23 protein-coding genes are annotated in these 20,774 nt (G+C 57.8%); 9 read left to right on the top strand and 14 right to left on the bottom strand.

Features of this window, described 5'->3' with window-relative positions:
- Positions 1-148: 148 nt before the first annotated feature.
- The 5 genes from aspS to ACXWTF_RS06580 are packed head-to-tail and all read left to right on the top strand — an operon-like array spanning position 149 to position 5,049.
- Positions 149-1,909 carry an aspartate--tRNA ligase gene (aspS, locus tag ACXWTF_RS06600; protein ID WP_461714213.1) on the top strand — a complete coding sequence of 587 codons (1,761 nt, stop codon included), beginning with the start codon at positions 149-151 and terminating at the stop codon, positions 1,907-1,909.
- Positions 1,906-2,484, top strand: coding sequence for an adenylate kinase (locus ACXWTF_RS06595; RefSeq protein WP_461714212.1), 579 nt, complete (start codon positions 1,906-1,908; stop codon positions 2,482-2,484). The genes aspS and ACXWTF_RS06595 overlap by 4 nt, the downstream gene beginning before the upstream one ends.
- An 8-nt stretch (positions 2,485-2,492) precedes the next feature.
- A complete protein-coding gene (adk, locus tag ACXWTF_RS06590) occupies positions 2,493-3,140 on the top strand; it encodes an adenylate kinase (protein WP_461714211.1) in 648 nt (215 codons plus the stop codon).
- A gap of 50 nt (positions 3,141-3,190) precedes the next feature.
- The gene (locus ACXWTF_RS06585) at positions 3,191-3,931 is read left to right on the top strand and encodes a competence/damage-inducible protein A (RefSeq protein ID WP_461714210.1); all 741 of its coding nucleotides are present in this window, start codon (positions 3,191-3,193) and stop codon (positions 3,929-3,931) included.
- Positions 3,928-5,049, top strand: coding sequence for a metallophosphoesterase (locus ACXWTF_RS06580; protein ID WP_461714209.1), 1,122 nt, complete (start codon positions 3,928-3,930; stop codon positions 5,047-5,049). The genes ACXWTF_RS06585 and ACXWTF_RS06580 overlap by 4 nt, the downstream gene beginning before the upstream one ends.
- Here ACXWTF_RS06580 and ACXWTF_RS06575 read toward each other — a convergent pair whose 3' ends face one another.
- Together ACXWTF_RS06575 and ACXWTF_RS06570 are read right to left on the bottom strand one after the other, a co-directional pair.
- Entirely contained in the window at positions 5,050-6,750 is a 1,701-nt protein-coding gene (locus tag ACXWTF_RS06575; protein WP_461714208.1) for a potassium channel family protein, read from the bottom strand.
- A 4-nt stretch (positions 6,751-6,754) separates the two neighbouring features.
- Positions 6,755-7,132 carry a DUF6394 family protein gene (locus ACXWTF_RS06570; protein ID WP_345986747.1) on the bottom strand — a complete coding sequence of 126 codons (378 nt, stop codon included), beginning with the start codon at positions 7,130-7,132 and terminating at the stop codon, positions 6,755-6,757.
- Positions 7,133-7,243: 111 nt separating this feature from the next.
- Here ACXWTF_RS06570 and ACXWTF_RS06565 point away from each other — a divergent pair, with 111 nt between their 5' ends.
- The gene (locus tag ACXWTF_RS06565) at positions 7,244-7,444 is read left to right on the top strand and encodes a hypothetical protein (protein WP_461714207.1); all 201 of its coding nucleotides are present in this window, start codon (positions 7,244-7,246) and stop codon (positions 7,442-7,444) included.
- Here ACXWTF_RS06565 and htpX read toward each other — a convergent pair.
- Positions 7,441-8,316 carry a zinc metalloprotease HtpX gene (gene htpX / locus ACXWTF_RS06560; RefSeq protein ID WP_461714206.1) on the bottom strand — a complete coding sequence of 292 codons (876 nt, stop codon included), beginning with the start codon at positions 8,314-8,316 and terminating at the stop codon, positions 7,441-7,443. The two genes, ACXWTF_RS06565 and htpX, sit on opposite strands and share 4 nt — an antisense overlap.
- The gene (locus tag ACXWTF_RS06555; protein WP_461714205.1) at positions 8,316-8,795 is read right to left on the bottom strand and encodes an ankyrin repeat domain-containing protein; all 480 of its coding nucleotides are present in this window, start codon (positions 8,793-8,795) and stop codon (positions 8,316-8,318) included. Before ACXWTF_RS06555 ends, htpX begins: the two co-directional genes overlap by 1 nt.
- A gap of 443 nt (positions 8,796-9,238) precedes the next feature.
- On the opposite strand from ACXWTF_RS06555, the gene ACXWTF_RS06550 reads away from it, so the two are divergent.
- Positions 9,239-10,435, top strand: coding sequence for a tetrahydrodipicolinate N-succinyltransferase N-terminal domain-containing protein (locus ACXWTF_RS06550; RefSeq protein ID WP_461714204.1), 1,197 nt, complete (start codon positions 9,239-9,241; stop codon positions 10,433-10,435).
- Between the two features lie 18 nt (positions 10,436-10,453).
- On the opposite strand, the gene ACXWTF_RS06545 is transcribed toward ACXWTF_RS06550, so the two are convergent.
- From ACXWTF_RS06545 to ACXWTF_RS06515, 7 genes are all read right to left on the bottom strand, one after another.
- Positions 10,454-11,800 carry an SH3 domain-containing protein gene (locus ACXWTF_RS06545; protein ID WP_461714203.1) on the bottom strand — a complete coding sequence of 449 codons (1,347 nt, stop codon included), beginning with the start codon at positions 11,798-11,800 and terminating at the stop codon, positions 10,454-10,456.
- A 29-nt stretch (positions 11,801-11,829) separates the two neighbouring features.
- The gene (locus ACXWTF_RS06540; RefSeq protein ID WP_461714202.1) at positions 11,830-12,489 is read right to left on the bottom strand and encodes a LexA family transcriptional regulator; all 660 of its coding nucleotides are present in this window, start codon (positions 12,487-12,489) and stop codon (positions 11,830-11,832) included.
- Positions 12,490-12,727: 238 nt separating this feature from the next.
- Positions 12,728-12,886 (bottom strand): hypothetical protein, encoded by a 159-nt coding sequence (locus ACXWTF_RS06535; protein WP_461714201.1) that lies wholly within the window; start codon positions 12,884-12,886, stop codon positions 12,728-12,730.
- Entirely contained in the window at positions 12,883-13,353 is a 471-nt protein-coding gene (locus ACXWTF_RS06530; protein WP_461714200.1) for a tRNA (cytidine(34)-2'-O)-methyltransferase, read from the bottom strand. Before ACXWTF_RS06530 ends, ACXWTF_RS06535 begins: the two co-directional genes overlap by 4 nt.
- Positions 13,353-14,189: a formyltetrahydrofolate deformylase gene (gene purU, locus ACXWTF_RS06525; RefSeq protein WP_461714199.1), complete on the bottom strand. Its 837-nt coding sequence runs from the start codon at positions 14,187-14,189 to the stop codon at positions 13,353-13,355. The genes ACXWTF_RS06530 and purU overlap by 1 nt, the downstream gene beginning before the upstream one ends.
- Complete coding sequence (gene leuB / locus ACXWTF_RS06520) at positions 14,186-15,256, bottom strand: 3-isopropylmalate dehydrogenase (RefSeq protein ID WP_461714198.1); 1,071 nt, start codon at positions 15,254-15,256, stop codon at positions 14,186-14,188. The genes purU and leuB overlap by 4 nt, the downstream gene beginning before the upstream one ends.
- On the bottom strand, positions 15,253-15,759 hold the full coding sequence (locus tag ACXWTF_RS06515; RefSeq protein ID WP_231018006.1) for a 3-isopropylmalate dehydratase small subunit: 507 nt from the start codon (positions 15,757-15,759) through the stop codon (positions 15,253-15,255). The genes leuB and ACXWTF_RS06515 overlap by 4 nt, the downstream gene beginning before the upstream one ends.
- 239 nt (positions 15,760-15,998) lie before the next feature.
- Here ACXWTF_RS06515 and rpoD point away from each other — a divergent pair, with 239 nt between their 5' ends.
- A complete protein-coding gene (gene rpoD / locus ACXWTF_RS06510) occupies positions 15,999-17,852 on the top strand; it encodes an RNA polymerase sigma factor RpoD (protein WP_461714197.1) in 1,854 nt (617 codons plus the stop codon).
- Positions 17,852-18,538, top strand: coding sequence for a hypothetical protein (locus tag ACXWTF_RS06505; protein ID WP_461714196.1), 687 nt, complete (start codon positions 17,852-17,854; stop codon positions 18,536-18,538). Before rpoD ends, ACXWTF_RS06505 begins: the two co-directional genes overlap by 1 nt.
- A 9-nt stretch (positions 18,539-18,547) precedes the next feature.
- Here ACXWTF_RS06505 and ACXWTF_RS06500 read toward each other — a convergent pair whose 3' ends face one another.
- The 3 genes from ACXWTF_RS06500 to hemL are packed head-to-tail and all read right to left on the bottom strand — an operon-like array spanning position 18,548 to position 20,683.
- Entirely contained in the window at positions 18,548-19,087 is a 540-nt protein-coding gene (locus ACXWTF_RS06500; RefSeq protein WP_461714195.1) for a hypothetical protein, read from the bottom strand.
- A complete protein-coding gene (locus ACXWTF_RS06495) occupies positions 19,044-19,400 on the bottom strand; it encodes an AtpZ/AtpI family protein (RefSeq protein WP_461714194.1) in 357 nt (118 codons plus the stop codon). Before ACXWTF_RS06495 ends, ACXWTF_RS06500 begins: the two co-directional genes overlap by 44 nt.
- Positions 19,400-20,683 (bottom strand): glutamate-1-semialdehyde 2,1-aminomutase, encoded by a 1,284-nt coding sequence (hemL, locus tag ACXWTF_RS06490; protein WP_461714193.1) that lies wholly within the window; start codon positions 20,681-20,683, stop codon positions 19,400-19,402. The genes ACXWTF_RS06495 and hemL overlap by 1 nt, the downstream gene beginning before the upstream one ends.
- Positions 20,684-20,774 lie beyond the last annotated feature (91 nt).

The raw sequence follows: 20,774 nt of genomic DNA, 5'->3' as shown, positions 1-20,774 counted from the left end.
AATATCTGCTTTTTACTGTAATACTACCAGAAAATCCCAGGAAACCCATCTTCGCCCCCTGCTTTAGCAATGCTGAATCCCCCTTGCGATATAATCGCGAAAATTTTTGCCGTAGGCATTAGACCTTCCGGCACAAGGACCCTACGTTTTGAGAAGCCATTACTGTACCGATTTAAACGAAAACAACGTCGGCGAGCGCGTCGAACTCGCCGGATGGGCGAACAGTTACCGTGACCACGGCGGCATCATCTTTATCGACCTGCGCGACAAGACCGGCCTGATCCAGCTTGTCTGCGACCCGGCGGACAACGCCGAGGCGCACAAAATCGCTAACGACGTCCGTGACGAATTCGTCCTGATCGCCAAAGGGACCATCCGTCTGCGCGGCGAGGGGCTGACCAACCCGCGCCTCAAAACGGGTGCTATCGAAGTCGTCGTCGACGAGCTCGTCATCGAGAACCGCTCCGCCCCGATGCCTTTTGTCATCGGCGATGAAAGCGTCGGTGAAGAGACAAAGCTCAAATACCGCTACCTCGACCTGCGCTCCACCGCCTCCTTCGACACCTTCAGACTGCGCTCCAAAGCGGCGATCGCGGCGCGCAACGTCCTCGACGAGCTCGGCTTCCTCGAAGTGGAAACACCCATCCTGACCAAATCCACACCGGAAGGTGCCCGCGACTACCTCGTCCCGAGCCGTGTCCACGAAGGCGAGTTCTACGCCCTGCCCCAGTCCCCGCAGCTCTTCAAGCAGCTGCTGATGGTGGGCGGTTTCGACCGTTACTTCCAGATCGCCAAGTGTTTCCGCGACGAAGACCTCCGTGCCGACCGCCAGCCCGAATTTACCCAGATCGATGTCGAGATGAGCTTCTGCGACCAGGAAGAGGTCATTGCCGTCGCCGAAAAGCTGATCGTCGGGATGTTCAAAGCCGCCGGCCACGACGTCCAGGCGCCTTTCCCGCGCATGCCGCACAGTGAAGCGATGGAAAAATACGGCTCCGACAAGCCGGACATGCGTTACGGCCTGGAGATGGTCGACGTCATCGACATCTTCGAGCGCTGCGACAACGAGATCTTCACCGCCATCGCGCAAAACCCGAAAATGAACCGTATCAAGGCGCTGCGCGTCCCGGGTGCAGACCTTGTCTTCTCCAAACGTGAAATGAAAAGCTTCGAGGATTATGTCCGCAAATTCGGTGCGAAGGGGCTTGGCTACTTCCAGATGAAAGAGGACGGTCTCAAAGGACCGCTGACGAAATTCTTCAAAGAGGAAGATATCCAGGCGATCATCGACCGTACCGAGCTTGAAGTCGGCGACGTCGTCTTCTTCGGCGCCGGGGACAAGCACACCGTCTGGGACTATATGGGGCGCTTCCGTATCTTCATCGCCGAGCACGAGAAAATGAACCTTGTCGACCAAGACCGTTTCGAATTCCTCTGGGTCGTCGACTTCCCGATGTTCGAGATCGACGAAGGGCGCGTCAAAGCCCTGCACCACCCCTTCACGATGCCTAAAGACCTCAATAAAGAGCATGTCGAAGACATCGAATCCATCGCCTACGACATCGTCCTCAACGGCGTCGAGCTCGGCGGCGGCTCCATCCGTATCCACAAGCAGGATGTTCAGGAGGAGATCTTCAAACTCCTCGGCATCGAAGAAGAGGAGGCCCAGGAGAAATTCGGCTTCCTCCTCGACGCGCTTAAATTCGGTGCACCGCCGCACGGCGGCTTCGCTATCGGTTTCGACCGCCTGATCATGCTGCTCGCCAAGAAAGACAGCATCCGTGACGTCATCGCCTTCCCGAAAACGCAGAAGGCTTCCTGTCTGCTCACCCAGGCACCGAGCAGCGTCGACAACACCCAGCTGCGCGAGCTGCATATCCGCACCAGAGAGTCCAAAAGCCAGTCATGAGTCGTAAAACACTCTTTCTGATCATCGGCGCGCCCGGTTCGGGCAAAACGACCGATTGCGAAGTGATCGCCTCCCGCCATGCCGATATTACCCACTACTCCGCCGGGGACATGTTCCGTGCGGAGGTCGCCACCGGCAGCGAACGCGGTCAGCTGATCAAATCCATCATCGACCGCGGTGAGATCGTCCCCATCGATATTGCGATCGAAACGATCGTCGGGGCGATTAAGCAGGCGCCGACTTCGGCCGTGATCATCGACGGCTATCCCCGCTCTATCGAGCAGATGGAAGCGCTCGATAACTACCTCGCAGGCGAACCCGAGGTGGTACTGGCAAACGTCATCGAGGTCGTCGTCAGCGAAGCGGTCGCCCGTGACCGCGTCCTCGGACGCGCACGCGGGGCGGACGACAACGAAGCGGTCTTTGTACGCCGTATGACGGTCTATGTCGAACCGTTGGCCGATATCCAGCGTTTCTATACCGAAAAAGGGCTGCTGCACAAGATCGACGGCGAGCGCGAACTTGCCCAGGTCGCGGACGAGATGCAGGCCCACATCGAAAGTTTAATTCAATAAGGAAAAGCATGAAAATTATTCTACTCGGCGCTCCCGGCGCAGGCAAAGGCACCCAGGCTCAGTTTCTGACCAAAGCATTCGATATTCCGCAGATCTCTACGGGCGACATGCTCCGCGCCGCCATCAAGGCGGGAACGGAACTGGGCAAGCTGGCGAAATCTTTCATGGACGCGGGCAAGCTCGTTACCGACGAGATCATCATCGGCCTCGTCAAAGAGCGCATCACCGAAGATGACTGCAAAAACGGTTTCCTGCTTGACGGTTTCCCGCGCACCATCGCCCAGGCGGACGCGCTGAAAGAGGCAGGGGTCGCCATCGATGCCGTCATCGAGATCGATGTGCCCGACTCCGAGATCGTCAGCCGCATGTCCGGCCGCCGCGCCCACCTGGCCTCAGGCCGTACCTACCACGTTGTCTACAATCCGCCGAAAGTCGAAGGCAAAGACGACATCACCGGTGAAGACCTCGTGCAGCGCGACGACGACAAAGAAGAGGTCGTCCTTGACCGCCTGCGCGTCTACCATGAGCAGACCGCACCGCTCATCGGCTACTACACGGCGGAAGCCGAAAACAACAGCGCCGTCACATACATCCGCATCGACGGTACCCAGCCGATCGACACGGTCCAGAGCACCATTCTCTCCGCGCTGAAATAAGCACCGGGCGGCAGCGCCGCCCTTCCCTCCTTAGACGCTATAATACCTCTATGAATACGCCACACTTTTATGCCGTCATCATCGGCACCGAGATCCTTAACGGCCGCCGGACAGACAAACATTTCGCTTTTCTCAAAACGGTTCTGGCCCCTTACGGCCACACGCTTTATGCCTCCCTCGTCATCAAGGACGATGCCGCTCTGATCGAAGCGACCTACCGTATGGTCCTCGCCGACCCGGACGCGGTCCTCTTCAGTTTCGGCGGGATCGGCTCGACCCCCGACGATCTGACCCGTCCCATCGCGGCCAGGGTCTTTACGGAGAAGCCGCTCCGGCGCCATTTCCAGTTCGAACAGGATATCATCGAGCGTTTCGGCGACGAGGCCCGTCCCCACCGCATCCATATGGCGGACCTCCCCGTCGGCGCGACCCTGCTCAAAAACCCCGTCAACAATATGTCCGGGTTCGCTCTTGAAAACCGCTACTTTTTCGTTCCGGGCTTCCCGGAGATGGCGCATCCCATGATCGAAGCGGCCGTCAGGGGGCACTATGCGCAGCAAAAACCCGTCTTCCGAAAAACGCTGATCGCCGAGACAAGCGAGAACACGCTCATCGACGTCATGAAGCAGATGCCAGAAGCGGTCGAATTCTCGTCGCTGCCGATGCTGCGCGACGGAATCCCCCGGGTCGAGATCTCCGTCGCCGGCAGTGAAAGCCCCGCCGTTGACGATGCGTTCGCGCTCTTTACCGATTTCCTGCATGACGCAGAGATCGCCTTCCAGATCGCATGATACGCTTTTTGCTTTTCGGCTTTGTCTTCACGGCCGTCATGGGAGGATTGAACCTCTACGTCTACCGCCGTTTCTTCCGGAGGCTGCACTTCGGCCGGGCCGGAGCGTGGAAGTCCGTCGCCCTCTCCCTCTTTATCGTCGAGGTCCTTTTCGTTTTTCAGACCCTGACCCACCTCCTGCCCGATTCACCCCTGCTCTATTACCTGCTCAGCAGCAGTGTCGGCATCACTTTTATCCTCTTTTTCGTTGCCCTCGTCTACGACCTGATGCATACGGCTGCGGAGCGCATCCCTTTCCAGCCCGAACGCCGCCGCTTTATCAAGATCGGTTTCGACCTGACCATGATCATCGCCGCGGTCAGCTACCTCTTCGGAGGCCTGATCGGCGGTCTTCGCCGCCCGATGTTGCGTTTTGAACGCATCGCGCTTGGTGAAACAGATGCCGCTCCGTTCCGTATTGTCCAGCTCAGCGACGTGCATGTCGGCCTCGCCATCCGCAGGGATTTCATCGCGTCTTGTGTGGACAGGATCAATGCACTGCGCCCCGATATCGTCGTCATCACGGGCGATCTCGTCGACCGAAGGATCGAGCACGTCGCCGAAATGCTGCAACCTCTCAAATCACTGCAGTCACGTTTCGGGACCTTTTTCATAACCGGCAATCACGAGTATTTTCACGGTGTGGAGGAGATTGTCGCCCACCTGCGCAGCGCGCTGGACATCACGGTGCTCGATAACCGCAACGTGCGTATTGCCGACCGCTTCAACCTCGTCGGCATCAACGACCTGATCTCCAAGCGGATGGGGGTGATGCCCTACGACGTTGAAGCCGCTTTCGCCGGAAGCGACCCTTCCCTCAAAACGATCGTCCTGGCCCATCAGCCCAAAAGCACGCGGATCATGCAGCATAAAGCGTATGACCTGATGCTCAGCGGCCATACCCACGGCGGGCAGATCTTCCCCTTCGGCCTGCTGGTGATGGTCGATCAGCCCTACCTGGCGGGACTGTACCGTGTCGATACAACGAAACAGATCTATGTCAGCCGCGGCACGGGATACTGGGGGCCGCCGCTGCGGGTCCTCGCCCCGAGCGAAATCAGCGTGCTCGATATCGTCTGATCAGCGTCCCGTATGGAGACGGCAGCTCACAGAGGTTGCGCAGCTTTTTCCTTCGAGGACGTATTGCAATTCATAGAGGTTCTCCATGCTGTAAGCGATGTCCTCGAAGGACTCCCTGTCCCCGGCGAAGAGCAGCTGGTCACCGATCTGCAAAGGCATATCAGGATCCGGCAGCAGGAAATCCTCATCACCGCGCCGCAGGTAGAGGGCAACGGCCTGGTTGCAGTAACGGTGATCCTTTCGGCTCCGCAGCAGGATCTCCAGTTCCGCCGTTCGCCCCTTTTCCAGGTGGCGGCAGAGCGCGTAGGCGTGCTCCTCGTCCACCGCCGTCTCCAGCTTATCGGGATTATCCCCGATGATCTGTTTAAGGGTGATGATGAGCCCGTCGCCCCACTCGGCCCCCTTGTTCTTGATAAGCTGCAGGAAGCGTTCGCTGAGCGGCCGCGCGATGGCGATGTAGGTCTGGTTGATCAGCAGGTTCTTGACGATGGTCACCCGGTCGATGTCCGCGGCCTTGAAAACACTGTCATCGTGAATGTTGTTCTGGCGGGCGACCGTAAAGATGTTCGGATTGAGCTTCTTTGCCGCCATCACGATGCTCAGGTTGATAAAGTCGTCGTTCATACCGGCGATGATGCAGGAGGCATCTTTGACCCCCGCTTCGAGCAGCAGCTTCTTGTCCTGCCCCTCACCCACCATGATGTGGACGTCGTCTTTGCGCATCTGCCGCACTTTTTTGGGGTTGGTCTCGATAAAGACGTATTCGATGCCGGCACGTTTGAGCGCGATGCGCAGCGCTTTGCCCATCCGGCCGTAGCCGCAGACGATGTATTTGCCCTCCGTCGGGATCATATCGCGGGGGTGCAGCTGCAGCGGTTCCCCGTAGATCCACTGCTCCAGCATCAGCAGCGAGGGAGCGCGCAGTCCCATGTAGAGCCGCTTCGCCACGATCTTGAAGGGGTTTTCGACGATCTCGATCCCGATGGTGTTGAGGTTGTCCGCGTACTCCTCGTAGGTCGCCTCGACTATCACTTTGACGTTCGGGTTGAGCAGTTTGGCCGCCATTGCCGTATGCAAATTCATCGCGTCGTCGCTGGAGAGGGAGACGACCGCCTGGCACTGGGGCTTGTTGATGCCCGCCATGCGCAGCACGTCGGGATCGTTGATGTCGCCGTGCAGCGCCGGAATCTCCAGCGTATAGTTCGCCAGGACCATCTCATCTATTTTCATCGCGTCGTTCTCGATGACGACGGACTGGATCCCTTCGTCGCTCAGTTTGCGGATAATGCTTTTGGCCAGGAGGTTGTAACCGACGAAGATGATAAAAGGTTCGCGGATCGCGTGGATCTTCCCTTTGAACTTCGAAAGGTCGATCTGAGAAGCGAGTACCTTGTCCTGCATCAATGCGACAATGGCGCCGATGGCGTAGAACCACCCGATGACGGAGAGGTAGATGGAGAAGGAGACCCAAAGACGCTGCGGATAGGTGAAGGTGTACGGCGTCTCCCCGAAGCCGATCGTCGACGCCGTGTAGGTCACGAAATAGAAGGCGTCAAAGAAGCTCAGATGGTAAGGGCGGCCCTGCTCATCCACGCCCGGGATCAGTACCATGCCGAGGATGGAGATGGCGAAGGTCGTGATCAGCACGAACATCGGCACCCGGAGGCGCCGGATGATCAGGAAGAGCGCGGTATTGTCCACGGCCTCAGCGCTTCGATTTGATGGTTTCCGCCGTAAAAAGGATGACAGAAACGATATTGGCGATCATGGCCCCGCCCGAAAGGGAGATGATCGCGACGACCACCTCCGTGTTCATACCGACCACGTATTCGCCGAAAGCCCAGACGGATGCGGAGCTGATCAGCTGGATATCGGCCACCAGGCTCGTCGCCAGCAATACCGCCCCGATCTGCGTCTTGTCACCCAGTTTGTAGACGGTGGCGATCAGGTTGAAGATGATCGCCGCAAAAAGCTCATACCGGCTGTGCTCGGCAATGACCGTCGGTTCCCCGTAAAAGAAACCGAAGTTCGTCGTCAGCGCGAGAATAATGAAGAAGCCGGAGATAACGTTGGACAGGTTCATAAACACTCCTTGGTAATCATTCTATTCTCCCCTCTTTTAAAAAGGCTTTAACCGCCGAGGCCTGTTTGACGCATTGGAAAAATTACTATATAATTTTGTATATAATTAATATTGGATGATATCATGAAGCCGAAAAATGAGATAACCCGTTCGTTGATTGTGGACAAGGAGGTCTGGAACGAGAGCATGAAATACGCGCGGCAGCGCTATAAGATGAGCCTGAGCAAAGTGGTCGAACACCTCCTGGAAGAGTGGTTGACCAAAGAGAAACGCAAGCCGCTGGAGAACGAGCGTCAGGAGAAGCTTTTCTAGCGGTAGTGGCGCTCGAAATGTTTTGGCCCGCTCCCTGCCTCTTTGAGGAGCTCCAGTCGCGCGATGCGCTGCTCCGTCGTCGGGTGGGTGCGGAACAGCTCGCCGAAAGAGAGTTTTTTGCCGCCGAAGGGAGAGACGATAAAGAGGTGGGCGTTCTCCGGGGTTGCGCCCTGTACGCTGCCTCGGGTGTTATAGGTCTCCAGTTTGCGCAGAGCACGCTGCAGCCACTCGGGATGGCCTGTGATCCGCGCGGAGCCGGCATCGGCCATAAACTCCCGGGAACGGCTGATGGTCATCTGGATAACGCTGGCCGCCAGGGGCAGCAGCAGCGCCAATACGATCATGACGATGGGGTTGCGGTCGCGGTTGTTGCCGAACATCGCCCCGAACTGCATCATATTGGCGATCATCGCAATGGCGCCGGCGATGGAAGCGGCCACCGTGGCAATGAGCATATCACGGTGTTTGACGTGGGAGAGTTCGTGGGCCATGACGGCTTCGACCTCTTCATCGTCGAGCATCTGCAGCAGTCCCTCGGTAATGGCGACGGCCGCGTGTTCGGGGTCGCGTCCCGTCGCGAAGGCGTTCGGGGTCTGCTCGCGGATGACATACATCGCCGGCACCGGAAGGCCCGCTTTGTGCGCCAGGGAGCTGATGATGCGGTAGAGCCGCGGATTCTGCTCCGGGGTCACCGGTTCGGCGTGGTAGTGCCGCAGCAGCATCTTGTCTGAATAGAAATAGGCGTAAAAGTTCATCCCGCCGGCGAACAGCAGCCCGATAAGCGCACCGCTCACGCCGCCGAAATAGCCGCCGAGCATCACGAACAGCACTGCAAGGAACGACAGCAGGAAGACGGTCTTGGCCTGTTCCATTATGCCCCCTCCTCTTCCCCCAGGAGACCCAGCATCTGTTTGCGGTGGGTTTTGCGGGCATAATCGGCACCGGTCAGCCCCAGTTTGTCTTTGAGGGAGGTATCCGCCCCGTTTGTCATAAGCAGTTCAACGATCTCTTTGCGGTTATAGCAGACCGCGGCCATCAGCGGGGTAAAGCCGCTGGCCCGGCGGGTCTCGTTGACATCAATCCCTTTCTCGATGATCTTGCGCACCATGCCCGGGTTGTTATAGGTGATCGCGACATCAAAGACGCTGACCCCTTCGTCGTCGGCATCAAAGAGATCCGCACCGGCCCCGACCAGCAGCTCCAGCAGTTCGTCGCTGCAGCGCAGGCGCAGCGCCTGGGCGATCACCGACTCTCCGTGTTCGCTTTTTTCGTTGACGTCGGCGCCCTCTTTGAGACTCTTCTTGACACCGAGATAGTCATCCGACTGTAGTAACGTCGACCAGTTGCTCATTGCTTTAATCCTTTTCGGGTACCTCTAAAAACCCTGTATAGATCTCAGAGGGCTTTTGAAGCGTGAGGTTTTCTTTATTTTCGTCACAGACCTAGCCGGAGCTAAGTTAAGACGAAAATGGAGGAAAGATCGTGCTTCAAAAGCCCTTCCGGAGGACGCCGCAGAGAAAAGCGATACTCAGCGTTGCCGTTTCTCGGCTTAGCTACGGCTAGGCCTTCAAAACGTCGCCTTGATTATAACTTTCTCTGCGGCGCTGAGACTATACAGGGTTTTTAGAGGTGCCCGTCGAAAGTATAACACCGCAACTTCTAACCGACAGCTTCGGTTTTGCATCAATGATACGGCTTAATACGCGCCTTAGAAAATCCCGCTGCAAAGTCGGATGCAGGGTTATCAGAGCTGGTCTGTGTTAAAATTCCGAAAAAATTCAAGGAACCTGCTCTATGGAAATGATTGAAACTGCAGACGCATTCAAGGCCAAAGTGGCCGACATTCAAAACGGCGAAGGGTACAAGGCACCGGTCGCTTTCGGTATCTGCCGGGTCGATTTCGGCCAGCTGAACACCGACAAGATCCTGCAGGCGACCTACCCGGTCGTCAACTGGGACGAGAACTTCGGCAGCGCGGCGATCTTCATGGAGGCGCTCAGCGAGAGCGGCTGCCCGGTGGACATCAGCGGCGACGAAGCGATCTGCAACGTCACCCTGCCCTTCCTTGAGAGCTGTCTCAACGCCTTCACACCGTATGCGGACGAGGCCTACGGTGATGCCCACAAGAACATCCAGGTGATCTCGGCGCTTTACAACCAGATCAAAGAGAGCGGGATGCGCGACGGCGAGTTCCGTGTCGTCTTCATCTTCAACGACGCGCCGTGCCAGAGCGTCGAGGCAACCTACCTGAAGCTTTATGCGATGTCCCTGGGCAAAGTCGCCCTGCGCAGCATCAATCTGAACGGCGCTTTCGGTGCCCTGCCGAACGTCGCCTGGAGCGACGGCCAGCCGATCGAGCTCGACTGGCTCCGTGAAAACGAGATCGAGCTCAAGTTCTCCGGCCAGTACCCGCACATCGACTTCGTCGACAAATTCCCGCGCTTCCTGCAGCACATCATCCCGGCGGACAACACCCGTATCCTTGAAACGTCCAAGGTCCGCTTCGGTGCCCAGCTGCATGCCGGTACGACCGTTATGCCGGGAGCGAGCTACATCAATTTCAATGCCGGTACGACGGGCGTGAGCATGGTCGAGGGGCGTATCTCCAGCTCCGCGGTCGTCGGCGACGGTTCTGATGTGGGCGGCGGTGCCTCCATCCTCGGTGTCCTGAGCGGCACCGACGGCAACCCCATCTCCATCGGTAAAAACTGCCTCCTCGGCGCCAACTCCGTCTGCGGTATCCCGCTGGGCGACGGCTGTATCATCGATGCGGGCATCGCGATCCTCGAAGGGACGAAGTTCCTCGTTGAATACGAAGAGCTTGAGAAGATCAAAGCCGCCAATCCGGGCGTCGAGCTGGAAGGCGACTGGTTCAAAGGGAAAGATCTTGCGGGCCTCAACGGCATCCACTACCGCCAGGACTCTTTTACCGGCGAGATGATCGCGCTGCGCTCCCGCCGCGAGGTCAAGCTCAACGCCGACCTGCACTAAGTACCGCCTCCGCGGTACCTACTCTTCTGCCGCTTCAAAAACAAAATTCATACTTTCCACTTTATGCAGCAGTGAGTATTCGTCGCTGTACCCCTCCAGTTCATGCCCGAGACGCAGGGACGAGATGACGGTCTTCCCGATAATATGGCGGCCGAAATTCCCCTCGTCGTCAACGGTTTTGACGCCCCAGACCGTATGCAGGACCGCCGGCTCGCCGTCGTAGACCCCCAGGTAGAGCAGGATGTGCCCTTTGAGGTAGAGCAGCGTCTCGAATGGCCTCCCCTCCGCAACAATTTTGGAGAGCTTCGTGGCGTCGTCGAGGCCTTCGAAAGAGACGACCTCCCCGAGCCGGGACTGTTTGTAGGAGTTGCGCGGCAGCCAGAGGCCGAAGGGGGCGAAGATATCCCGCATCGTCGAGGAACAGTCCCGCTCGCCGTACAGCCCGCCCCAGCCGTATTTCGTCTGCATCATCGGTGCAATGACCCGCCGCATGTTTTCGCGGCTGAAGGTGAGCGGGAGCGGTGCCGCTGCTTCGCGCGGTATCTCCGCCGTACCGGCATGGCCCGCCGGGTCGACGCGCCACCGCGTCGCACTTTTTTGCTGCAGCGGCAGGACCATGCCCACATACCCCTCAAACATATAGCGGCCCCGCAGGGAGTGGATCGGCATGTGGTCCCGGAGCACTCCCAGCAGCGGCTGCGCCTGCAGGATCTCCCGCTCCGCCCGGGTGACCGGGGCAATGCGGTCGACGGGAACCCAGCCCGTCGCGTAGGAGGTCAGGACGTAGGCCCATGCCCCGCTTTTGGAGTAGTGGGAGATGTAGAGCGGTTCGCCGGCAAAAACGGTACTGTTCTGCAGGTAGTCAAAGGGGAACCCCTCCCCGGCCACAGAAGGGTCGCGGAACAGGGGCTTTTCCGTCGGGAAATTGCGCAGGTTGAGACGGTGCAGCGCCACAGCACGCCCGCCAATGCTGCCGTATGCCTGCCAGTTCGCTTCGCGCAGCATCGCATAGAACCACGCCTCCGAGAGGGGCCTGAGGTTCTGTCCGTAAGCGTTCTCCGGCCGGTAGACGTCAAAAGGCCACTTGACCTCTTCAAGCACTTCGGGGGTATATGCATCCTCCCACACCTTGTAATAGGCGCTTTTATACGCCCTCTGCATCGGCAGTGTTGCATTGCGCTCCTGCAGCCGGATAAGGTAGGGGTCGATCGTCTGGGGGAAACGCTGAAGATCTTCGACAGCGGCAAGTGGGGGCAGCGGCGTTTCGGCTGCCGTATCCTGAAGCATTTTGGGTGTACAGCCGCCCAGCGACAGTGCCAGGACAGCTGCCGCCAGGGCGGTCAAAGGGCGTTGGTGGGGAAACATCTTCTCTCCGGCTCCCGCCGCAGGGACGGTTAATCGACCTGACCGAACCGCCCGACAACGCGCCCGATAATCTCGATGGCCTCGGGAGCGGCGGTCTGGACGGGGTACTCTTTATTGTCAGAAATAATGTCGATTTTACCATCTATTCGCTTGTGGAGGCGTTTGATGAAGAGGCCCCCTTCGGTATTGATGGTAAAAATCCCGCCCCGGCCGATATCCTTTTTGTTCCGGTTGACGAAGATGATGTCGCCGTAGCTGAAGGTCGGCTCCATCGAGTCCCCGCTGACGTTGATCGCCTCAATGAAACGCAGCTCCTGCTCCCCGCCGAGGGTCTGGACAAAGTTCCCGCTTAGCATCATCGGCTCAGACCCCTCGTCGAACACGTCTGCCCCGCCGCCGGCGGAGGCGCTGATCTCGCTGAAGTAACGGACCATGTAGAACTTGTTGGTCGGCTCGATGAGGCTCTCGGGCGACTGGCCGAAGAGCAGCCAGTTGATCGCAATGGAGCGTTTGGCGCAGAAGTTCAGCAGCTCCTCGTAGGGGATCTTGTTGCGTTTTTTCAGGGTGGCAAAGTTCATCTGCGAGATTCCGAGCAGCGAGGCGACATCCTTGTCGAACACCTTTTTGCCCGGAAGCTCGCCGGAAACGATATCCTTGATCTCCTCAACGATTTCAGCAAACTCTTTCATCTTCAGCTCCTTCTTTAACGCATAGTTTTGTATAGCATAATGGTATAGCGATGTAGGATCGTACCAAAATTATATGTCAAATTGCAATATTAAAAATGAAAGATGTCATCCGGGCATACAATAGGTCAAAACAAATGACAAAGGGAGCTCCCATGGCACAGATGATCAAAAAAGCGGAATCATGGTTTGAGAAGTTTGAACACTCTCTGGAAAAGTTGGCGGACAGGCTGCTCTGAGCCTAGGCCTTCGGCTCGGATGAAGCGGACTCCTCCTCCGTCTCTTTGCCCTTCTGCTCTTTTTCGCGCTCTTCGAATTTCTGGCGATGGTAGCCGCCGAAAATCATAAACATGAAAAGCACGAAGAGGATCAGCATGATCGTATCGATTACCCCGTTCACATCATCTCCTTATAGGTCTCAAAGTTCTGTTCGATCGCCTTGTAGAGGATAATCCCGCAGCTGATCGCCAGGTTGAGGCTGCGCCCCTCCCGCGTCATGGGGATCGTCATACAGGCTTCCGGATGCGTACTGAGAAAATCAGCCGGGATCCCGGCGGTCTCGCTGCCGAAAAAGAGGTAATCCCCTTCCCGGAAGGTATGCTCGAAATAGGGCTGCTCCGTCTTGGTCGTTGCCAGGTGGTAGCGGAGGGCATCGGGATGCGCCGCGGTAAACGCCTCCAGGCTCTCCCAGACATGCAGATCGATCTTGTGCCAGTAGTCCAGCCCCGCCCGCCGGACGGCCTTTTCGCTGATGTCGAACCCCAGCGGCTCGATCAGGTGCAGCGTAGCACCGGTATTGACGCAGAGGCGCCCGATGGCACCGGTGTTGTTGGGGATCTGCGGATGGACAAGAACGATGTTAAACACTAGAAGATAACGGTCCGGTTCCCGTAGACGAAGATGCGGTCCTCGAGGGCCAGGCGCAGGGCCCGGGAGAGGACGATCTTCTCGATATCGCGTCCGAGGCGCTGCATCTCCTGCCAGTTGTGGGCATGGTCGACGTGCTTGACGTCCTGGGAGATGATCGGCCCTTCGTCGAGGTCGTTGTTGACAAAGTGCGCCGTCGCCCCGATGATCTTCACCCCGCGCTCATAGGCCTGTTTATAGGGGTTCGCCCCGATAAAGGCCGGCAGGAAGGAGTGGTGGATATTGATGATCTTGTTGGCGTAGGCCTCGACGAAGTTCGGCGTCAGGATACGCATGTACTTCGCCAGAACGATATAGTCGATCTCGCCGAAACCGGCCAGACACTCGAGCACTTTCTGCTCGTGCGCATCGCGGCTGAGCCCCTCGTGCGACACCGTATAAAAAGGGATGCCGAACTTCTCGATCAGCGGTTCGAGCAGGTCGTAATTGGAGACGACGCCGAGGATGTTGGCATCGAGTTCGCCGGCCTGGTAACGGATCAGAAGGTCACCGAGCGCGTGGGACTCTTTGGTGACCATCAAGACGATGTTCTTCTTCTCCGGGGCAACAATGCGCAGGTTCGCCTTTTCGGGCAGCACGGCGCGCAGCTCTTTCTCCAGGTCATTGCCGTCGATGAAACCGCTGACGACGCTGCGCATGAAAAAGAGGTTCGTTTCGCTGTCGACGAACTCGCTGTTGGAGAGGATATTCAGGTCGTACTTGAAAAAGATGCTCGAGACTTTGTAGACGAGCCCTTTTTCGTCACGACAATCGATCAGTACCCGGTACTCTTTCATTCTTTGGCCGCGTAGTTTGCGATGATGTCGCCCATTTCACTGGTGGAGCAGAGCTCTTTGGCGTCGTAGTTCGCGAGGTCGCGCGTACGGTAGCCGTCTTTGAGGGCGTGCTTGATGGCCGCGTCGATACGGTCGGCCGCCTCGGTTTCGCCCAGGGCAAAGCGGAGCATCATCGACGCACTGGCGATCGTCGCGATCGGGTTGGCAATCCCCTGTCCCGCGATGTCCGGCGCCGAACCGTGGATCGGCTCGTAGACACCGATCTTCGCGCCGACGGAGGCGGAAGGGAGCAGCCCGATGGAGCCCGAAAGCATGCTCGCCTCGTCGCTGAGGATATCGCCGAAGATGTTGCCCGTCAGGATGACGTCGAACTGTTTCGGGTCGCGGATGAGCTGCATGGCGGCGTTATCGACATACATGTGCGACAGGGCGACTTCCGGGTACTCTTTGGCAACCTCTTCGACCGTCTCGCGCCACATCTGGGAGACGTCGAGAACGTTCGCTTTGTCGACGGAGCAGACTTTCTTGCCGCGTTCCATCGCGATCTTGAATGCCGTGTGCGCGATGCGTTCAACTTCCGGCTTCGTATAGACCATCGTGTTGTAGGCTTTGTCCCCTTCCCACCCCTTCGGTTCACCGAAATAGATGCCGCCGATCAGTTCGCGCACGACCATCAGGTCGACGCCCTTGACGACTTCGGGCTTGAGGGAGCTGGCGTTGACCAGCTCGTCGTAGACGACGGCCGGGCGCAGGTTGGCGAAAACGCCGAGCTCTTTACGGAAACGCAGCAGACCGCTCTCCGGGCGCTTCTCGCGCGGCAGGTTGTCCCACTTTTCGCCGCCGATGGCCCCGAAAAGGACCGCGTCGGCATTGCGGGAGACGTTGATCGTCTCCTGGGGCAGCGGATCGCCCGTCACGTCGTAGGCGCTGCCGCCCATCAGGACCTCTTCGTAACGCATGGAAAAATCGAACCGGGCGGCGACGGCGTCGAGGACCTTGACCGCTTCGTCGATGATCTCGGGACCGATCCCGTCCCCCTTGATCAGGGCAATGTTATAGATTTTCATGCTTTTCCTCCTGCTTTGATCTCTTCTTCGGCATAGTTCATCAGACCGCCGGCGGAGAGCAGCTCCTGCATGAACGGCGGGATCGGCGTAAAGGCGTAGCTCTTGCCGGTCGTCTTGTCCGTGACCGTCCCCTTGTCCATATCGACGGAGACGATATCGCCTTCGGCAATCTCGGCACTCTCTTCGAGTTCGAAGATCGGCAGTCCCATATTAAAGGCGTTGCGGTAGAAAATGCGGGCGAACGTCGGGGCGATCACCGCGGCGATCCCGGCGGCTTTCAGGGCGATAGGCGCATGTTCGCGTGACGAACCGCAGCCGAAGTTGTTGCCGGCGACGATGATGTCGCCCGGTGCCATTTTCGAAACGAAATCCGGATCGGCGTCCTCCATTACATGCTTCGCGAGTTCTTTGGGATCGGACGTATTAAGATAGCGTGCGGCGATGATCAGGTCCGTATCGATATCCTGACCGAACCGCCAGACTTTTCCTTCGAGTGTGCTCATAGAAGATCCTGCAATTTTTTGGTGCGATTATATCCAAAATCCCTCAAAAGGGGTTGAATGATGGGTTATATTAATTAATATATATCCTTTATTCCGCGCCTCCGCTTTGAAAGAAAGCAAAGCCTAAGCCATCATAAAGTATAATCCCCACTTAACTCAAAAACCCACAGGCCTGGCCCATCCCGGATGCGGGATCGGCCGATACGCCCTAATACACTATTCCAGGAGCTTTTCACCCGATGACCGCAAAAGAACTCAATAAAGCCCTTGAAACCCTTTTTGTCGAACACCAATCCGAGAACTGCATTACCTACGAAACGATCGCGGAACTTTTTGAGAAGAACCCGACCGCTGCGCAGGCGAAAAGCGTCCTGAAACTGGCCGAAAAGAATAAGCGCTGCCTCTATACCGCTTCGGAGCACGCCAAGCTCATGAACGAGCAGGAAGCCGAAGCACGCCGCGACGCCCAGCGCAAACTGATCGAAAATGCCAGCGGCGAGGAGTTCGACATCCTCAAACAGCATGAGCTGATGGAGTGGTCCCGCTCCGACTCCCCGGTACGGATGTACCTGCGTGAAATGGGCCAGATCCCGCTGCTCACCAAAGAGGAGGAGATCGAGATCTCGAAAAAGATCGAGTTCGGTGAAAGTATCATCATCGATGCGATCTGCTCCGTCCCCTACCTGATCGACTTCATCCTTGATTACAAGGAGCCGCTCATCAACCGCGAGCGCCGCGTCAAAGAGCTCTTTAAAAGCTTTGAGGACGAAAAAGACGACGGTGACGACGACACGGACGACGGTGACGACGAGAGCGGCGAAAAGAAGATCAGCGCCAAAGACAAAAAGCGCGTCGATCTGGTCGTCAGCAGCTTCAAGGCCCTCGAAAAGGCGAAAAAAGAGTGGCAGAAAGCCTCCGAGAAGCTCCCGGAAGGCGTCGAGAACGGCGACCTGAACGAAGAGATCGTCCATTTCTTCCTGACGGCAAGCTTCAAAAAGAAAGTGCTCAAAGAGAAACTCCTTGACCTCGGACCGACGTCCAAGCTGATCAACGAGCTCGTCAAATCGATGGAAACCTCCCTCAAGAGCGACGAAGGGTTCGAAAAAGAGCTCAAGCGCCTCGAGTACAAGCTTCCGCTCTTCAACGACCTGCTGCGCAAGAACCACAGAGAGATCCTCGACAATATTACCGAGCTCTCCAAAGAGGATATCGCGGCGCGGGTCCCCGAAGCGACGATGGTCGGTACCTATATGGAGATCAAAAAGCTGATCCAGACCAAAGAGGCCTCCAAGGGCGGCTTCAACATGGAACCCGAAAAGCTCTCGGACATCCTCGAGCAGATCAAGCGCGGTAAGGCGATCTCCGAGACGGCCAAGACGCGGATGGCGAAATCGAACCTCCGCCTCGTCGTCTCCATCGCCAAGCGCTACACCAACCGCGGCCTCCCCTTCCTCGACCTGATCCAGGAAGGCAATATCGGTCTGATGAAAGCCGTCGACAAGTTCGAGTACCAGAAAGGGTACAAGTTCTCCACCTACGCGACCTGGTGGATCCGTCAGGCGATCAGCCGTGCCATCGCCGACCAGGCGCGCACGATCCGCATCCCGATCCACATGATCGAGACGATCAACCGCATCAACAAGATCATGCGCAAATACCTGCAGGAGAACGGCAAAGAACCGGATGTCGAGACGATCGCCGAAGAGGTGGGTCTCTCCGTCGAGAAGGTCAAGAACGTCATCAAGATCACCAAAGAACCGATCTCCCTCGAGGCACCGATCGGCAGTGAAGAGGATGGCCGTTTCGGTGACTTCATCGAAGACCGCACCTCCCTCTCGCCTTCCGATGCTATCCTCAAAGACGACCTCAAGGTCCAGATCGAAGGGGTGCTCGAACAGCTCAACGAGCGCGAAAAAGCCGTCATCAAGATGCGCTTCGGGATCATGGACGACGAAAGCGACCGTACCCTCGAAGAGATCGGGAAAGAGCTCAACGTCACCCGCGAACGCGTCCGCCAAATCGAAAGCAGTGCGATCAAAAAGCTCAAGCACCCTAAAGTCGGCCGCAAACTCAAGAACTATATCGAGGAATAATGACCTTCGAACAGCAGTGGATCGAATACGATTTTAATCCCTATATCCTCTTCAGTGCCGGGGGGAAGGTACTCTCCGTCAACGCAGAGGGACAGTACCTGCTCGGTGCCGTCGACCGTCTGACGCTTTTTGAACTTGCCACGACCTACGCCAGCCCCTCTTTCGGGTTCAAAACGACCTTTATGGAGCTGGAGTACGGCCGCTTCAAGATCTTCGGCATCATGGTCGGCTACGTCAATGAAGAGGAGATCGGCATCCGTTTTTTCCAGACCCCCTCTTTCCAGTTCTCCCGCCCGGAGATCGAAGGCGATCTGGTCAACATCTACTCCCTCATCGACCTCTGTATCGCGACGAACTCCATCGGCAGCAAATCGACCTTCCACAAAGACCTGGACCCGACAATGCCCGAAACACGGCTCAATACCGACCAGTTCATCCGCCTCCTCAACAAGATGTACGAATCCTTCGGCGGCAGTGAAACGATCACGACGAAGCTCGCCTTCCGGATCGGAGAGTACATCCTTTATGAAGAGAAAAAGTACACCTTCTTCTCCCTCAAGGTGAGCGGGAACGTCTTTGACGAGGTCTACAAGTCGGCGATTGAGCAGATGTGTAAGAAGAACCACCTCTTCTGCGAAATCGGAAAGAAGGCCGTGACGGTCAATATTCCCATCATCAATCAGTAAAAGGGTGAATCAGCGGGAGGCGAAGAGCGCCTTTCCGCTCAGAAATCCCGCCACGATTCCCGCAGCCAGCCCCGGCAGAAAATACCAGAGTGAAAGCATATTGTTGTTTTTGAGCGCGATAAACCCGAGCACCAGGATGCCGTACGGTACCAGGCGGTAGACGGAGAGCAGCGCCGGCGTCGATTTGGAGACGTTGCGCACGGTCGCCTTGTTCGCCTTCAGGCGCGCCTTCTCCTCTTTAATGACATCTTTGAGCGGTTTCTCTTCGTCGACACCCTCTTCGCTTTCGCTGTAGAGGTCATAGGGGTCGTCGATCTTCTCGACCAGGTCATCCTGGTGGAGCGCCGTCCCGTTCTCGAGGTTGCGCTGCACGAGCTTCCGGTAGCTGTAGAGCGATCCCAGCAGGATCAAAAACGCGGAGATGAAGGCGATCTGGGCGTTGAGAAAGGCCGCTTTGGAGACGGCGAGCAGGCCGTACAGCAGGAGATGAACGGCGAGGAAGGGACTAATAGTGCTTCGCAGCGTCGTCATCGTCATCGTCGTCGTCACCTTCAAGTGTTTTGGGGTTGTAGCGCGGGTTTTTGGAGAGCTCTTCAAACTCTTTGTACTGTTTCGAATAGGCCTTGAAAACGTTCAGGAACGCCGCGGCGATCCCGATAGCGACACCGACCCAGAGCAGCCATGTGATGCCCGTCCACTTCTTCAGCCCGATGCCGACGGCGACGCCGATAAGGACCGCCACGACCATGGAGATACCGAGCGAGAGGGTTTCCGCCCCCTCCACGACCGGCTTCAGGCGCGGCTTGCGCTCTTCGGGTTCGCCGTTTTCCGGGGTCAGCCCCGTCAGGTGCTTATCCGCCATCAGAGCGTCCCCATCACTTCATCCGCCGCGCTGATCGTCGCCTCGATCATCTCGTCGGTGATCTGCGTACAGATAAAGCCCGTCTCGAACTGCGAACAGGCGAAGTAGAAGCCGCGGGCGAGCATGCCGGCATGGAATGCCGCAAAGCGTTCCAGGTCCGATGCGGCCGCGTCGTCGAAGTTCTTGACCGGTTTGTCGTTGAAGAAGAAGCCGAACATCGAACCGCGTACGTCGGTCTTCAGCGCAATGCCGTGCTTCTCCGCCGCAGCGGCAAAACCTTCCATCAGGCGCTTGGCACGGGCTTCGAGCACACTGTAGAGCTTGGCGTTGCTGCGGAGTTTACGCACGGCGGTGATCCCTGCCGCCATCGCGACCGGGTTCCCGCTCAGCGTCCCCGCCTGATAGACCGGTCCTTCCGGGGAGAGCTGTGCCATGATCTCGGCCTTGCCGCCGAAGGCACCGACCGGCATCCCGCCGCCGATGACCTTGCCCAGGGTCACCATGTCCGGCAGCGTCCCCGTGATGGACTCCGCACCGTACAGGGTCGCACGGAACCCGCTCATGACCTCGTCGAAGATCAGCAGCGCCCCGTGGGCGTCACAGAGCAGGCGCAGTTCCGCCAGGAACTCCTTGTCCGCCGGGACGAGCCCCATGTTGCCTGCAATCGGCTCGATAATGATACAGGCGATGTTGTCCGAATCCTCGAAGCATTTGCGCACGCTCTCGATGTCGTTGTACTTGGCCAGGAGGGTGTGCTTGGTAAAGTCCACCGGGACGCCCGGGGAGCTCGGGTTGCCGAAGGTCGCAAGGCCCGAACCGGCCTGCACCAGCAGGGCGTCGCTGTGGCCGTGGTAGCACCCCTCGAACTTGACGATGTCGTCCTTGCCCGTGAAGCCCCGTGCCAGGCGGATGGCGCTCATGACCGCCTCGGTCCCGCTGGAGACGAAACGCACCTTGTCGATGCTCTCGAAGATCCCGATGACCTCTTTGGCCAGTTCGCTCTCGGAGAGGGTCGGCGCCCCGAAACTGAGCCCGTGACGGACCGCGTCGCAGACCGCGCTCTCGATCGCCTCGTCGCGGTGTCCGAAGATCAGCGGTCCCCAGCTCTGGACATAATCGACATAGGCGTTGCCGTCGATGTCGTAGAGGTGCGCCCCCTCGCCCTTTTCAATAAAGAGCGGGGTCCCGCCGACGCTTTTGAAAGCGCGTACCGGCGAATCCACACCGCCGGGAATCAATGTCTGAGCTTCTTCAAATGCCTGAATCGAGGATGTAATGTTCATTGACCGTCCGTGAAAGGGGGGCTTGCGCGGCGCTAACGCACAAACACCCCTGAATTTTCCCGCCATTATAGCAAATGGGTTATAATTCCCC

This window comes from Thiomicrolovo sp. ZZH C-3 (assembly GCF_054862725.1).
Note: the sequence above shows the minus strand (reverse complement) of the source record. Positions and strands in the feature narration are given on the sequence as shown.

Bases quoted from the DNA above. Each gene is read 5' to 3' on its own strand.
- adk (WP_461714211.1), top strand. From the start codon at position 2,493: ATGAAAATTATTCTACTCGGCGCTCCCGGCGCAGGCAAAGGCACCCAG.
- ACXWTF_RS06550 (WP_461714204.1), top strand. From the start codon at position 9,239: ATGGAAATGATTGAAACTGCAGACGCATTCAAGGCCAAAGTGGCCGAC.
- hemL (WP_461714193.1), bottom strand. From the start codon at position 20,683: ATGAACATTACATCCTCGATTCAGGCATTTGAAGAAGCTCAGACATTG.
- purU (WP_461714199.1), bottom strand. From the start codon at position 14,189: ATGAAAGAGTACCGGGTACTGATCGATTGTCGTGACGAAAAAGGGCTC.
- ACXWTF_RS06545 (WP_461714203.1), bottom strand. From the start codon at position 11,800: ATGTTTCCCCACCAACGCCCTTTGACCGCCCTGGCGGCAGCTGTCCTG.
- ACXWTF_RS06585 (WP_461714210.1), top strand. From the start codon at position 3,191: ATGAATACGCCACACTTTTATGCCGTCATCATCGGCACCGAGATCCTT.
- ACXWTF_RS06595 (WP_461714212.1), top strand. From the start codon at position 1,906: ATGAGTCGTAAAACACTCTTTCTGATCATCGGCGCGCCCGGTTCGGGC.
- ACXWTF_RS06555 (WP_461714205.1), bottom strand. From the start codon at position 8,795: ATGAGCAACTGGTCGACGTTACTACAGTCGGATGACTATCTCGGTGTC.
- ACXWTF_RS06505 (WP_461714196.1), top strand. From the start codon at position 17,852: ATGACCTTCGAACAGCAGTGGATCGAATACGATTTTAATCCCTATATC.
- rpoD (WP_461714197.1), top strand. From the start codon at position 15,999: ATGACCGCAAAAGAACTCAATAAAGCCCTTGAAACCCTTTTTGTCGAA.
- leuB (WP_461714198.1), bottom strand. From the start codon at position 15,256: ATGAAAATCTATAACATTGCCCTGATCAAGGGGGACGGGATCGGTCCC.
- ACXWTF_RS06515 (WP_231018006.1), bottom strand. From the start codon at position 15,759: ATGAGCACACTCGAAGGAAAAGTCTGGCGGTTCGGTCAGGATATCGAT.
- ACXWTF_RS06540 (WP_461714202.1), bottom strand. From the start codon at position 12,489: ATGAAAGAGTTTGCTGAAATCGTTGAGGAGATCAAGGATATCGTTTCC.
- htpX (WP_461714206.1), bottom strand. From the start codon at position 8,316: ATGGAACAGGCCAAGACCGTCTTCCTGCTGTCGTTCCTTGCAGTGCTG.
- ACXWTF_RS06580 (WP_461714209.1), top strand. From the start codon at position 3,928: ATGATACGCTTTTTGCTTTTCGGCTTTGTCTTCACGGCCGTCATGGGA.
- ACXWTF_RS06570 (WP_345986747.1), bottom strand. From the start codon at position 7,132: ATGAACCTGTCCAACGTTATCTCCGGCTTCTTCATTATTCTCGCGCTG.
- ACXWTF_RS06495 (WP_461714194.1), bottom strand. From the start codon at position 19,400: ATGGCGGATAAGCACCTGACGGGGCTGACCCCGGAAAACGGCGAACCC.